The sequence below is a fragment of the Hymenobacter jeollabukensis genome (assembly GCF_005771675.1).
GTDB classification, from domain to species: Bacteria; Bacteroidota; Bacteroidia; order Cytophagales; family Hymenobacteraceae; genus Solirubrum; species Solirubrum jeollabukense.
The window spans coordinates 762,396-776,309 of sequence record NZ_VAJM01000002.1; the positions used below are offsets into that span (position 1 = coordinate 762,396).

Sequence of the window (13,914 nt, forward strand, 5' to 3'; positions counted from 1 at the left end):
GGCCAAAGATAACGTGCCTCGGTAACGCTACGACGCAACGGCCAGGCTCGACTACGCCCGGCACAAAAAAAGCAGCCCCGGCCGGGGCCGGGGCTGCTTAGCGGAGGACGGAAGATTACTCGTCGCCGAAGGGGTCGTTTTCGTCCTTCTTCTTGGCTTTCTTCTCTTTTTCCTTCTTCGGCTCCTTGGCCGGCTCGGCGGGTTTCTCCTCGGCCGGGGCGGCTTCGTCTTTCTTCTTCTTGTCCTTTTTGCCCGAGTCGGCGGCCGGTTCGGCCGGCGTGTCGGTGGGGGTGTCGGCCGTGGCCTCGTCCTTTTTCTTCTTGTCCTTCTTCGACTCCTTAACCGGTTCGGCGGCCGGCTCGGCTGGGGCGTCGGCGGCTACTTCCTCCTTCTTCTTCTTGTCCTTCTTGCTGGGCTCGGGCTCGGCCGTCGGGGTCTGGTCGGTGGCGAAGGGGTCGTTCGGGTCGGCGGCAGTTTCCTTCTTCTTTTTCTTCTCCTTTTTCGCCGGCTCAGCATCGGGCGTGGCCCCAGCGGCCGGGTCCGTGGCCCCAAACTGGTCGTCGGCCGCGTCGGCTTTCTTCTTCTTGTTTTTCTTGCCGGCGTCCGAGTCCATGTTGTCGAAGTTGCCGGTCGGGCGGCTGCTCAGCACCTGCTTCTGCGGCTTGGCCTCGCCGAGGTAGTCCTTGCGGAAGTGGTTTACGAAGAGCACCTTCTCCTGCTCGTCGCCGAGGAAGAAGCCGTAGTCGGTGGCCGTGTTGTAGTCGCCCTTGGCGGCGCGGCCCAGGATTTCGTCGAACTCGCCGTGCTGGGCCTTGGCCAGCAGCTTGTTCTCCGCGAACTTGAAGTAGTACCACGTCTCGGGGTCGGCCTCAAGAAACAGCTCCACGGCGTCGCCGGTGCTTTCCTTCTTGATTTCGACGTAGCCGTCAATCATGGCGTTGATGTCCTTCTTGCCCACGCTCACCAGCCCGATCTTGCCCACCGAGTACCAGGCGTTGTACTTGTTCGACCACTTCATGTTCACTTGGCTGAGCATGATATCGTGCAGGAATTTCGACGACACTTTCTGCAGCGAAGGCGCCCCGCCGCCCTTGCGGTTGGCGTAGTCGCTCACCGCCTTGGAGCCCGCAAACTCGCCCATCTTGTAGAGCTCGTTCTGCGAGGTCGTCAGCGCTTCGGGCAGGCCTTTGGCGTACTTGGCCAAGTCCTCGCCCATGGCTTCGAAGGCCTTGTCGGGGAAGTTCAAATCGAAGGCCATCATGGCGTCGATCTGGTAGCGGGTCGAGTCGGCGTTGGCCCGGCCCACGCCCGACGACACCAGGGTGTAGTCCTTGTTGGTGCCGATGAAGTTGACCTTGCCGCGGAAGTTGAGCACGCCGGTCGAGTCGTTCACCTGCAGCACCGAGCCGTCGTAGATTTCCGCGTCGAGCGGGTCGTGGCGGCTGATGGCGTAGATGCGCTTCTTCGGGTCGTAGGTCAAAGTGCCGTCCACCTCAAACAAGTTGCCGTCGGTGACGCTGCCCTTCGAGGCCACGAACAGCGGGTAGGGCCGGCCGGTGCCTTCGTTCTGGTAGATGCCCGTCACCATCGGCGTGCCGTCCTCGGCCTTGATTTCCTTCATCCGGATCTTCACGAACTGCGGGTCGATGCTGTCCTGCACCGGGAACCAGTCGGCCGAGGTCGGGGTCTTGGTGAATTCCAGGCGAGCCTGCCCGTCGAAGGCGAAGCCCTTGCTCTGCGAGTTCATCGTCACGCCGCCGCGGTACTGAATGCGGGGCGCGATGCGGAATTTGTCGGTGGCCTTGATGTCGGCCACGGCCAGGGTGGGCGGCGAGGGCGGCGTGTCGTCGTCGCCATCCTTTTTCTTCTTGATCATGGGCGCCTTCTTCTTGCCTTCGCCCTTGATCAGCCCCACCGAGGCGGAGTCGACGGTGAAGTTGGCAAACTTGATGGCGAAGGAGTCGGTGGGCGTCTTGTAGTTGTAGAGCGCGTTGCCGGTGAAGGCGGCGCGGCTCAGCACCTTGATTTCACCCTTGTAGAGGTGGTGGAACTTGCCCAAGGTGTCCATGGTGATGCCCGCGTTCTGGAAGGCGCGCATTTCGGCGTTGGGCAGCACGTACACGCGGTTGGAGTCGGGCTCGATCCAGGCGTCGGCCGAGGCAATGTAGGGCACGCCGTCGGCCACGAGGCGGAACTTGTTCAGGTCGTACTTACCGGCGGCGGCGCGGAACTTCAGGCCCTTCTGCTCGGGCCGCATCGAGTAGAAGTAGGCGCGGGTGGAGTCCTGCCCGGCGGCTACGCGCAGCTGCACGGTCTTCTTCTTGAAGTCCCAGCGCCCCCCGCTCAGCGAGGTGCGGTACTGCGAGTAGGGCAGCTCGATGCTCGACTTGGTCACGCCCTCGGCGCGGGCAAAGTCGGCGTAGCCGCGCTTGATGTCGTAGGTGAAGGCCACGTCGGGTGCGGTCAGGGCCGCTTTGCCCGCCTCCGACGACTTCACGCTAACCGTGCCGTTCTCGCCCTTGTACTGGGTGGGCAGGAAGGTGAACGACTTGGAGCGGATAATCGATTGGTCGTTTTCCATGCGGCCCATGCCACCCAGGCCCTTGGGCGTGAGCACCGCCGTGCCCTTGTACTTGTAGTTGCCGTCGTAAAACTTCATGGCCTCGCCGCCGGCCGCGGTGCTCAGGTACATCGAGTCGGCTTTCACGGCCCACTTCATCTGGTAGCCGGGCAAGAGCGAGACTTTCGGGTATTCGGCCCCGTTCAGCGGGCCTTCCTTGATGGTGGCCGTTTTGCCCACCGTCACCACCGAGTCCTTGTAGAAGATGAACTGGTCGCTGTTTAGGGTGGCCGAGAGGTAGGTCATCTGCCCGTCGCCCTGAATGCCGCGGTTGCTCATCTTCACCTGGTTGAAGAGGCGCCCCTTGCCGCCGTACACCGGGAAGCCCTCCTTGGGCGCCGCGTACACGAAGCCCAGGGAGCCGTCGTCCTGCATGGTGAGCTTGGTCTTGAAGTTCGGCAGGATGCCGCCCGACACGAACGTGCCCTTGAAGCCCACCGCCGAGCGGTTGGCGTTGTTGAGCGAGTCGAGCTTGAAGGGCGGAATGTCGAAGTAGATGGTCGTGTCGTAGGCGCCGCCGAGCACCTCGGGCTTGTTGAAGAACACGTAGGCGCCGGTCGTCGCGTCGAACTGCGGGTAGGCGCCCAGCTTCTTGCGGCCCGATTTGTTTTTCGGGTCGTTGATGTAGAGGCGGCCGGTAGCCTTGTTGCCCTTGTTGGTCAGGGCGAAGTCATTCTCCTTGCGCGCTTTCAGGGCCGAGCCCTTGGAGCCCTTGCCCTTCACGATGATGGAGTCAATCTTGAACATGTCGATGTAGAACCCATCGTAGTCAAACTTAAACTCCTTGCCCTTGAAGATAAAGGCCGAGGCCACCACCGTGCCGTTGAACTCGATGTTGCGGTTTTTCTGGATGCGCACCAAGCTGGAGTCCGGCTTCACGAACACCGTGATGGAGTCGTCGGAGAAGTTGAAGCGGTCCACGCCGCGCACCAGCAGGGTGTTGCTGTTCAGGTTCAGCGAGGCGTTTTTGCCGTTGGCAGCCAGGGACTTGATGGCAATGTGGTCGTAGTCCTTCTTGCCGCGGGCCGAGCTGACGTAGTGCAGGGCCTTGGGCAGCAAGGTCACCTCGCCCGTCACCGGGTTGATGCTCACGTACCCGTCGCGGGCCAGGCCCGAAATGGCCGAGCGGGCGTTGGCCTCCTTGATCTGCAAGGCGTCGACCAGGTCCTGCACCATGAATTTCTTCACGTTGTTGTGCGTCTGGCTGTAGCCCACCACCATCTGCAAGGGGTGCAGGCGGTTGATGGAGTGAATCTGCTGGAAGCGGGTATTGGTGAAAAACTCTTTGGACTCGAAGCCGGCCGTCACCTGGTTTTTCGCCGTCAGGGTCTGGAAGTCGATGTTGGGCGTCTTCAGGTTCCACGTCAGCTGCTCGGCCGACAGCTCCATCTGGTGGTAGGAGTCGGAGTAGGGCGTGGTTTTGTAGAGGCCTTCCTCGCGGGCCAGCAGCAGCACCTGCCGCGGCTTGGAGTACTTCAGGCGGGCCCCGGGGTGCGTCACCGAGTCGGACTTGCCCTCGAAGATGGTAATGGCGGCGCGGTTGGCCTGGATGAGCGTGTCGCCGAGCTGGTAGCTGCGCGAGGCCGCCCGGAAGCGCGGCTTGCCCTCGTAGCTCACCGTGATGCGCGAGAGCGTGCCGTCGAGCGTGGCCGAGTACATCTTCGTGCCGTTCAGCGAGAAGCCACCCTGGTAGGTGATGTTGTCGCCGATGTTTTTCACCTGCGCGTCGTTGGTCAAGGACACGAAGCGCGGGTAGCCGGTGTCGCCGCCGCCCTTGCGCTGCACGGCCTTGTAGGCCAGGGCGCCCTTCACGGGGGCCGTCAGCACGGCCGGGTAGGTCAGGGTCACGGGCTCGGCCTTGAACTCCGGCTTGTTTACGTCGAAGTCGTAGGTGCCCAGCTCGGCCGTGAGCGGGTTGTTGTTGATCTGCCAGCCGAAAGTGCCGCCCTTGCCCACGAACTTGCCGGTGAGCGTGGAGAGCGTGCCGCTGGTTTTCTGAATCACCACCGAGTCGTAGCTGGTGGCAATGACCAAATCCGCGTCCTTCAGCTCGATAACCGGGCCGCGGGTGCTCGGCGCCATGTAGGTGTCCATGTAGACGGGCGTGGCGTCGGCCACCGGAGTGGGCTCGTCCTTCCACACCTCGGCGGGTTTGGCGGGCTCAGCGGCTTTTTCCGCGGGCTTGGCGGCCGGCTTGGCGGCGGTTTTCTTGGCGGGAGCGGCTTTTTTCTTGGCCGGAGCGCCCCAGCCGTCGTCGGAGCTGCTACCCCAGCCGCTGCTGCCCCAGTCACCCGAGTCCCAGTCGTCCCAGCCGCTGCTCTTTTTCTTGGCGGGCGCGGGCTTGGGCTTCGGCGCAGCGGGCTTAGCTGCCGGTTTGGCGGCAGCTGGCTTGGGCGCGGCGGGCTTCGCCGGTTCGGGTTTGGGCGCGGCCGGCTTGGGCGCGTCCCAGCCGCCGCCCCCGGCCGCGGCGCCGGCGGGCATGGGCGAGTCCAGCTCGTTGTAGGCGAAGGTGATGGCCGAGCTGTTGGTCAGGCGCAGGCGGTTGTAGCGCGAGCTGTAGAGCTGGCGCGTCTTCAGAAACTGCGTGGTGCTGCTGATAAACTGCTGCAGCTCCTTCAGGTCCTGTGGGGCCAGGGCTTTTTCCGTCACGGCCAGCAGCTGGTCGGTTTGCGCGTCGGTGAGCGGCTGCGCGCCCTGCTTGCTGGCAATGAGCAGGCCCCAGAAGGCCTCCAGGTGCGGGCGCGGCTTCAGCTTCCGCTCCTGCATCTTGCGGGCCAGCTCGATGACCTTGGCCTGCTGCGAGGCGGTGAGCTTGTTGGAAGCCCACAGCTGGCGCAGCTGCTCGACCTGGGCAATGGCGCCCGGGTTCTTGGTGGCCGTCATCACGGCCACGACCTCGCCGATGAACGTGGTCGGGTCGGTGCTAAACGGGCCGCTGCCCGGACGAGGGGTGGCGGGGGCGGCGGCCGATACGGGTGGAGTGGCGGCGGGAGCCGTCGGCGGTTTGGTCGTTTGGGCGCGGCCATTCACGGCAGCCCCCAAAGCCATCAACGCACTAAGCCCCCACGCTGCGAATTGCTTCATACAAATGCCTTCAGACGGAATTATCCGCCTACAATTTCCGAAAAAGTTGGCGGACTTCCCGCCCGAGTGATTGTCAAGACTTTACCGGCTTGGTTGCATTCCATCCGCCCCCGGTATAATGCCGCCGCTACAGCCGAAATCTACCATCCTGAACGGCCGGCAAAAGGCGGGGATTGGTCGATGATTCGGCCCCAGTAGCAGAAATCAGCCCCCCGGGCGCAACCGCCCGGGCTACTTTTGACTCGATACAGCAGCAGGGCAGAGCTCGGGGGCGCCACCCGACTGCCCGCTTTGGCGGCCGCTGCTGACATCTCCGCTTTACCCCCTTCTGCTTTCATGAAAAGATACCTCCCGCACTGGCTGCTGGTGCTGGCCGTGCTATGCCTGGCCGGGTGCAACGACGACGATACGAGCACCGACGAAGACATTCTGGGCGTGTGGTCGGGCCGCTCCCAATTCGAGGGCCTGGCCCGCAACGCGGCCGTGAGCTTCACCATCGGCGACAAGGCCTACGTGGGCCTGGGCACCAACGGCACAAGTAAGTTTGTGGACTTCTGGGAGTACAATCCCGCCACCAATACCTGGACTCAGAAAGCCGATTTCCCGGGCGTGGGCCGCTATTTGGCCGTGGGCTTCAGCGCCAACGGCAAGGGCTACGTGGGCACCGGTTACGACGGGGCCAACAAGCTGCGCGACTTCTACGAGTACGACCCGGCCGCCAACCAGTGGACGCGCAAGGCCGACTTCGGCGGCACGGCCCGCTACGGCGCCGTGGCCCTGAGCATTGCCGGCAAGGGCTACATTGGCACCGGCTTCGACGGCAACGCCAAGAAGGACTTCTGGCAGTACGACCCGGCCACCGACCAGTGGACGCAGAAACCCTCGTTCGGCGGCAACAAGCGGCAGGGCGCGGTGGCCTTCACCCTGAACAACCAGGGCTACCTGCTGCTCGGCGCCGACAACGGCTCGTACATGGTCGACGTGTGGTCGTACGACCCCGGCAACGAGCTGTGGAGTCAGCACCGGGAGCTGATCAACAGCACCGATTACGACTACGATTACAGCGCCCTGCCGCGGTCCAACGCCACGGCTTTCGTGGTGGGCACGCACGGCTTCGTGGCCCTGGGCACCAACGGCAGTACGCTCACCTCGTGCTACGAGTACGACCCCGACGCCGATACCTGGACGCAGAAAACCTCGTTCGGCGGCGTGGCCCGCACTTACCCCGTCAGCTTCGGGCTGGGCAACCGGGGCTACGTGGGCCTCGGCCTGGCCAGCGCCCTGCGCCTCGATGACCTCTGGCAGATTGCGCCCAATGAGTCGCCCGACTAAGCTACCGCCGCGTGCCGCCCGGGCCCTGCCCGGCATGGCCCTGCTGCTGGGCTTGCTGAGCCTGCTGGGGACGCTGGCGGGCTGCGAAGCCACCGGCACGGACTTCGAAAACACGCTGCCCGCCAGCGCCGGCACCCTCGGCACCATCTTCACCGACACGCTGACGGTGCGCACCTCCACGGTGCTGACCGATTCGGTGGCCTCGTCCTCGTCGAGCTACCTGCTGCTGGGGCGCTACCAGGACGGCCGCCTGGGCACCATCACGGCCCGCAGCTACCTGCAGGTGGCCCCCAGCTCCGCCGAAGCCCCCGAAACCGAGGCCGTCTTCGACTCGGTGGTGCTGGTGCTGGCCACCGACAGCTACCGCTACGGCGACACCACCCGTACCCAGCACTTGCGGGTGCACCGTCTGCAGACGGACCTGCGCGGCACCGCCACCTACTACACCGCCGACGCGCGCCCTTACGACGCGGCTACGCTGGGCGAAGCCACGTTCCGGGCCCGCAAGCCGCTGACCACCCTGCGGGTGCGCCTCGACCATAGCCTGGGCCAAAGCCTGTTCGATGCCACCCAGCAGGGCGCGCTGAGCACCACCGACGAGTTGCTGGCCCGGCTGCCCGGCCTGGTGCTCGCGCCCGGCTCCACCGACGACGCGGCGCTGCTGCGCTTCACGGTGGCCTCGTCGGCGCTGCGGCTTTACTACCACCTGCCCTGGTCGCTCGATACCTACGGGGCAGTCAGTTTCGCCGTATCCGATGGGCCGAAGCATTTCTACCAGCTGGAAGCCGACCGGCGCGGCAGCCTGCTCAGCCCGCTCACGGGCATGCACCAGGCGCTGCCCAGTGCCCGCACGGCCGAGGAAACCTACATCGAGGCCGGGCTGGGGCTGCAGACTAAGGTGGAGCTGCCGTACCTGCGGGAGCTGAAGCAACTGGGCGGCACCCTCGTCGTCAACGCCGCCGTGCTGGACGCGGAAGTGACTACCGACAGCGAAAACCGCTTTCTGCCGCCGCCCACGGTCCTCACGCCCCGCCTCACCGATGCCGGCAACCACCTCGGGGCCTACTTCGTCGACGGCAGCAGCAGTATCATCACGGCCAGCTACCAACGGGGCGTCTCACCCCGCACCGGCCTGGAGCGCGGCACTTACGCCGTGCCGCTCACCAACTACTGCGCGCAGGTGCTGGCCGGCAGCCTCGCCAACCACGGCATCCTGCTCGGCCCCGGCAGCAGCGACGTGGCCGAGCGCGTGGTGCTCGGCAGCGGCCAGAGTACGGCCGCCCCCATGAAGCTGCGGCTGTATTTCACCCGCGTCAGCCTCTGAAGCAGGTTTCCCGTTTTGCCGAAACCCATCGGGCCGGGCGCCGCAAGCACGCTTGCAGGGCCCGGCCCGATTTGGGTTAGCCGGCTGTGTAGTCGTAAGGAAGGGCCGCGCCGGGACTCAGTTCAGCTCCACCAGCAGGGTTTGCACCTGCCCGCTGCCCACGGCCCGCACGGTGTAGAGGCCCCGCGGCAGGTCGGCCACGTTCCAGACCAGCTCCGACACGCCGGGGCCGTCGGAGCCGAGGTGCTGACGTACCACCCGGCCCTGCAGGCTCACCAGTTGCACACTGGTACCGGGCGCCGTGGGCAGCCGCACCGTCAGCAGGTTCTGGGCGGGGTTGGGGTACACGCTCAGCGGCACTACATTGCCCGGGCCGATGGGCTGCACGAAGCGCATGGACGCGAGGAAGTTGCCACTGCCGGCCGCCGATACGGGGTAGCTGCCAAAGGTAGCGGCCCCGGTGAAGGTCCCGCCCGTCACCACGCGGCGCTGCAGGGGCGTCAGGCCCGGTGCCGTGGCCAGGCATTTGCTCCCATCGATGCCACTGGCGGCCAGCTCCCAGCTGATGGCTCCGCCGGGCTTCAGGCCAATGACGGCGCCACCGCTGGCCGAACGCTTCAGCCAGACCACCGGCGCGCCGTCGGACAAGGCCGCGCCGCCGTTGGCTTCGGCCGCGCCTACTGACTTCAGCCACGCCACCGTGCCGGCCGGGTCGAGGTGGGCCACGAAACCCTCGCGGCCGGCCGAGGCCATGAGGCTGGCCGCGCCCAGGGCGTACGTGCCGCTGAAGCCGCCCGCCAGGTAGCTGTGGCCCGCCGCATCCACGGCCAGGGCCGTGGCGCCGCTTTGGTCGCCGCGGGCCCAGGCCACGTTGCCGGTAGTGCCATCGAGCCGGGCCAGCACCGTGCCCGAGGGCGGCCCGGGCAGCGTGCTGCCGCCGATGGTCAGCGGCCCGAAGTAGGTGCCGAGCATGTACACCCCGTGCAGTGCATCGGTGCCGATGTCAATACCCATGGAGCTAAGCGGGGCCGAGGCCAGGGTGTTCCAGCGGAACGCGCCTGCGCCGTTCAACGACAGCACGAACAGCTGCCGGGGCCCGGCGGCCACGCTGCCGCCGCTGCTGAGCCGGTAGCCGTAGCTGATGCCGGTCAGGTAGCTGTTGCCGGCCGCGTCGGTGGCAATGGCGTTGCAGGTGGTGGGCAGGTTGCTGCTGCCGCCCTGCACGGCCCACTGAATGCTGCCCGCCGCCGACAGCTTCAGCACCACGAACTTGTCGGTAATGTACTGGTCGGGAGGGAGGTTGCTGCCGGGCACCGAACTGGCAAACAGGCCATTCATGCGCCCCACCACCACCGATTCGCCCGTAACTGGGTTCACGCTGATATCGGTGCCGCTGGCGAAGATGCCGGTGGAGCTGCCGGTGGCAAACGGCTGCGCGGCCAGCGGCGTCACCCACTCGGCGCGGCCGGTGGGGCCGAACTTGGCCACCAGCAAGTCGCCGATGGCGCTGCTGCTGGTGAGCGAAAACCGCCCGACGGTGATGCTGCCGCTGAATTGCCCGGTGACGTAGGCATTGCCCTGGGCATCGGTGGCGACGCTATTTACTACAAACGATTGCGCATTAGCCCATTGCCACTGGGGCGCCTGGGCCCGGGCCGGTAGCAGCCACAGCAGATAGCACAGAGCAGTAAGGAGTAGTGGGAGTACTCGTTTCATTCGAATAAGCCGTGAAAATGACACTGTCTTCTTTTCCGTCAACCACTAGGCGCCCATCGGTGGGGCCGCCGCGCAAAAGCCTCCATCTCTCTGGCCTTGCCCCGAATCACACACCCAAATTAGAGATATAGCAATAGGAAATACGGTTTTAATTCAAAAAATGATTGATAGTTCAATCCGTCTTCCTTCCGTGCTACCATTCCCAAAATCAAACCGCCCGGAATCATCCACATGGTGACTCCGGGCGGCGCAGGCCTACGGCTGAGCTAAAAGCCGAGCTTATTCGGGCTTGGTGAAGATGGCCGATACCCAGTGGTTCTGCACGCGGTGCGACTGGTAGCGGAACCCTTCGCGCTCGGCCGCTTCGCGGATGAGGTGCAGGTCTTCTTCGTAGAAGCCCGAGAAGATGATGGGGCCGCCGGGCTGCAGGTAGCGGTAGTAGGCCGCCATGTCGTCGAGCAGCACGTTGCGGTTGATATTGGCCAGGATCAGGTCGAAGGGCGCTTCGCCTTCCAGGGCGGTGATGTCGCCGAGGCGGGCTTCCACCTTGTCCTGCACGTTGTTTTCCTGGGCGTTGTCGGCGGCGTTTTCGGCCGTCCAGGGCTCCACGTCCACGGCCAGCACGTGGCTGGCGCCCAGGTGCACGGCCATGATGGCCAGAATGCCGGTGCCGCAGCCCATGTCGAGCACGCGCTTGCCCTGATGGTCCACGGTGAGCTGGTTTTCAATCATCAGCGCCGTGGTGTTGTGGTGGCCGGTGCCGAAGGACATGCGCGGCATAATCACGATGTCGTAGGGCAGATCGGGCCGGGCTTCGTGGAACGGGGCGCGCACCGATACTTTCTCTCCGATGACCAGCGGCTCGAAGTTTTTCTCCCACTCCGTATTCCAGTTCTGGCGGGTAATCACCCGGCTTTCGGCCGTGGGCATGCCCTCGGGCCAGTGCTGGTACTTGTCGATAATGGCCTGGGTAGCTTCCTTATCGAAGGCGTCCTCGGTGGTGTAGGCGCAGAAGCCCTGCTCGTTTTCCTCGAAGGTGTCGAAGCTGAGCTGGCCGAGCTCGGCAATGAGGATATCGGCCAGATCGGCCGGGGCGGTGACGCGCAGTTCGATGAAATCCATGTCTTGATGTGCGAATGAGGGAAATGGGCTGATGGGCTAAGGCTCGTCACCAGGCACCCGTTCGGGGCCGCAAAGATGCGGCGGTTTTCGGGGCGGCGCACAAAAAAAGCCGCTCCGGCCGGGTGGCGCGGAGCGGCTTCGATACGCTATCGGCGGCCTCAGTCCTTGCGGCAGCCGGCGAAGGAGCGGACTTTGGTGTAGTAGATGCCGAAATCGGCGAAGGAGCGGTTGTCGGTAACGAGCACGGTGAAGTCGGCGAAGTCGCGGGCGTCGGTGATATACCACAGCCCAGCCTTGTCGGCGAAGAGCTTGTTGGCTTCCTGAAACACCACGAGATTGGCAAAGGCTTCCTGCTGCTCCACGTACACGGTGGCCGAGCAAAAGCCGCGGCGGCGCGGGTCGCGCTCCAGGTAAATGGCGCCGTAGAGCTTGCAGGGGTCGGCGTAACCGCCGGTTTGAGTCACCGAAGGCGCCAGCGGCACCGCAGCAGCCGCGGGCTGCCACCAGAGCAAAGCCGATACGAAGGTAGTCAGGAGCATAAGCGGGAAGTCAGCGTCGATTACCGCCGAGACAAGTACCGGGCCGGAATGGTTCGGGCAGTGCGTTCCTGCCGACAAGACGAGCTATTTGGTAAGATAGATTACCAAAAAGAAAGATCTGTGCAAATATCCGAGGGAGGTAGTAAACCGGTTTTCTATTCCCCTCAATGGCTGTCTTCGCTCCGCTTTCCGCTGCAAGCTAAGGGCCTTGACCGTTGTCAGTCAAGGCCCCGCGCCGTTAAAACGACTTGATAATCTCCGTGAAGTCGCGCGACTTCAGCGAGGCGCCGCCAATCAGGCCGCCGTCCACGTCGGGCTGGCTGAACAGCTCGCGGGCGTTCTGGGCATTGGCCGAGCCGCCGTAGAGGATGGTGGTGTTCTGGGCCGCTTCGGCGTCGTAGGCGCGGGCAATCTGCTCGCGGATGAAGGCGTGCACCTCCTGCGCCTGCTGGCTGGTGGCCGTCTTGCCCGTGCCGATGGCCCAGACGGGCTCGTAAGCTACCACGACCTGCGCAAATTCCTCGTTGGAGAGGTGAAACAGCCCGTCCTTGAGCTGCTTTTCGATGAAGGCGAAGGTTTCGTTGGCTTCCCGGGTTTCCAGCGACTCGCCCACGCAGAAGATGGGCTTCAGGCCGGCGCTGAGAGCGGCTTTCAGCTTCTGGCTCAGCAGCTCGTCGTCCTCGCCGAAGTACTGCCGGCGCTCGGAGTGGCCCAGAATCACGTACTCGGTGCCGATGGACGCGAGCAGCTTGGCCGATACCTCGCCGGTGAAGGCGCCGCTTTCCTTCTGGTGGCAGTTCTGGGCCCCCAGGTGCAGGCGGCCGCCCTGGGGCAGCAGCCGGCCCACCACGGGCAGCAGCGGGAAGGGCGGGCAAATCACGACTTCCACGGCCGAGCCGGTGGTTTCGTCCTGCACCATGGGCACGATTTCCGATACCAGGGCCTGCGCGTCCTGGAGGGTGGTGTTCATCTTCCAGTTGCCGGCGACGATGTTCTTGCGCATAAGGGAGAATTAGGGAAAAGTAGGGGCTGCAAAGAAACGGATTTGCCCGGCACCGCACCGGCCCGCCCACCAGCGGCCTTCCTCCTGCTCCCGTACGCGGCGCCTCAGTCGGCGCGCTGGCTAGGCGGAGTGACGCCCGCGCAGGCTGCGGCCGAGCACCAGCAGCGCCGCCAGCGCCAGCAGGCCGGCGCCGGCCAGGGCCAGCCAGCCCAGCTCCGGCACCGCCAGGCGCTGCACCGCCCAGATGCCCAGCAGCCCCCAGGTCAGCACCAGCGGGTACACCGCGTCGCGGAAGGCGAAGGCCAGCAGCAGCCCCAACAGCACCACCACGGCCAGCAGCACCACCGCGAGCAGGATGCTCACGTTGGTGGGAGTCGTCCAGCCCAGGCGCTGCAGGCCCAGCGTTACGTTGATGACGGTGGCCACCGAAATCCAACCCAGAAACAACGACAGCGGCCAGCTCGACGGCCGCGGCGACAAGCCCCCGAACACCAGGCGCCGGGCCCGGCCGTAGCCCAGCACCAGGGCGCCCAAGGTCAGCAGCATCAGCACCGTGCAGGTGCCCAGGGCCTCGTAGCTGAAGCCAACTACCCACAGCGCCGCCGCGGTGCTGGCTACCGCCAAGGGCGCGGCCACGGCATCGGGCAAGGGGTTGCGGCGCTGGGCGGGCAGCAGTTGCCACACCGCGTAAAAAGCCAGCGCGAGGAATATCAGCCCCCAGATGCTGAAAGCCCAGCCCGCGGGCGTGAGCAGCGTCGGGTAGCGGGCCGATACGGCGCCCATGTTCTGTCCGTTGGCCGGGTGAGTATTCCACCAGTAGTTCAGCAGAATGCAGCCGAAGATGGCCGCAGCAGCCAGCCAGCGCCATGTACGGGAAGGAGCAGGAGCGAAGGAGTGGGTTTCCATGCTATAAATGTGCGGACAGTAAGCGAAAAAGAACAGCACGCAGAAGCGCTGACGCCCGCTTGTCGAGGCATGAGCGTGCAAAGAACCAGGCTGACCTGAACGTCAGGGGCTACCGACCCTCGCGCTACAAAGTAGACACGGGTTGGTTTCGACGCCGCATCTTGCTGCCAACGCCTTGTTTCAGAGCGGTCTTGGATATATCGGCCGGGCGTTCCAGCCCAAAGGCTCCGCTCGTATTTGGCCGGAAGCTCCAACGCAAGCCGAACGA

The 13,914-nt window shown here is 64.9% G+C and carries 8 protein-coding genes; 2 read left to right on the top strand and 6 right to left on the bottom strand.

The features are described 5' to 3' along the window. Positions 1-115: 115 nt before the first annotated feature. Positions 116-5,704 (bottom strand): hypothetical protein, encoded by a 5,589-nt coding sequence (locus FDY95_RS07300; RefSeq protein ID WP_171025568.1) that lies wholly within the window; start codon positions 5,702-5,704, stop codon positions 116-118. A gap of 336 nt (positions 5,705-6,040) precedes the next feature. Between FDY95_RS07300 and FDY95_RS07305 the strand changes: the two genes are divergently transcribed. Both FDY95_RS07305 and FDY95_RS07310 read left to right on the top strand, forming a co-directional pair. Next, positions 6,041-7,036 carry a Kelch repeat-containing protein gene (locus FDY95_RS07305; protein WP_138076151.1) on the top strand — a complete coding sequence of 332 codons (996 nt, stop codon included), beginning with the start codon at positions 6,041-6,043 and terminating at the stop codon, positions 7,034-7,036. After that, positions 7,020-8,360 (top strand): DUF4270 family protein, encoded by a 1,341-nt coding sequence (locus FDY95_RS07310; RefSeq protein WP_171025569.1) that lies wholly within the window; start codon positions 7,020-7,022, stop codon positions 8,358-8,360. Before FDY95_RS07305 ends, FDY95_RS07310 begins: the two co-directional genes overlap by 17 nt. Before the next feature lie 117 nt (positions 8,361-8,477). Here FDY95_RS07310 and FDY95_RS07315 read toward each other — a convergent pair whose 3' ends face one another. From FDY95_RS07315 to FDY95_RS07335, 5 genes are all read right to left on the bottom strand, one after another. Next, entirely contained in the window at positions 8,478-10,076 is a 1,599-nt protein-coding gene (locus FDY95_RS07315; RefSeq protein ID WP_138076155.1) for a T9SS type A sorting domain-containing protein, read from the bottom strand. A 279-nt stretch (positions 10,077-10,355) separates the two neighbouring features. Then, entirely contained in the window at positions 10,356-11,198 is an 843-nt protein-coding gene (gene prmA, locus FDY95_RS07320) for a 50S ribosomal protein L11 methyltransferase (RefSeq protein WP_138076156.1), read from the bottom strand. A gap of 158 nt (positions 11,199-11,356) precedes the next feature. Next, a complete protein-coding gene (locus FDY95_RS07325) occupies positions 11,357-11,737 on the bottom strand; it encodes a DUF6150 family protein (protein WP_138076158.1) in 381 nt (126 codons plus the stop codon). Positions 11,738-11,975: 238 nt separating this feature from the next. After that, positions 11,976-12,740 (bottom strand): triose-phosphate isomerase, encoded by a 765-nt coding sequence (tpiA, locus tag FDY95_RS07330; RefSeq protein ID WP_138076160.1) that lies wholly within the window; start codon positions 12,738-12,740, stop codon positions 11,976-11,978. Positions 12,741-12,860: 120 nt separating this feature from the next. Next, positions 12,861-13,646 (bottom strand): hypothetical protein, encoded by a 786-nt coding sequence (locus FDY95_RS07335; RefSeq protein WP_138076161.1) that lies wholly within the window; start codon positions 13,644-13,646, stop codon positions 12,861-12,863. Positions 13,647-13,914 lie beyond the last annotated feature (268 nt).

Bases quoted from the DNA above. Each gene is read 5' to 3' on its own strand.
- FDY95_RS07300 (WP_171025568.1), bottom strand. From the start codon at position 5,704: ATGAAGCAATTCGCAGCGTGGGGGCTTAGTGCGTTGATGGCTTTGGGG.
- FDY95_RS07335 (WP_138076161.1), bottom strand. From the start codon at position 13,646: ATGGAAACCCACTCCTTCGCTCCTGCTCCTTCCCGTACATGGCGCTGG.
- FDY95_RS07315 (WP_138076155.1), bottom strand. From the start codon at position 10,076: ATGAAACGAGTACTCCCACTACTCCTTACTGCTCTGTGCTATCTGCTG.
- tpiA (WP_138076160.1), bottom strand. From the start codon at position 12,740: ATGCGCAAGAACATCGTCGCCGGCAACTGGAAGATGAACACCACCCTC.
- FDY95_RS07325 (WP_138076158.1), bottom strand. From the start codon at position 11,737: ATGCTCCTGACTACCTTCGTATCGGCTTTGCTCTGGTGGCAGCCCGCG.
- prmA (WP_138076156.1), bottom strand. From the start codon at position 11,198: ATGGATTTCATCGAACTGCGCGTCACCGCCCCGGCCGATCTGGCCGAT.
- FDY95_RS07310 (WP_171025569.1), top strand. From the start codon at position 7,020: ATGAGTCGCCCGACTAAGCTACCGCCGCGTGCCGCCCGGGCCCTGCCC.
- FDY95_RS07305 (WP_138076151.1), top strand. From the start codon at position 6,041: ATGAAAAGATACCTCCCGCACTGGCTGCTGGTGCTGGCCGTGCTATGC.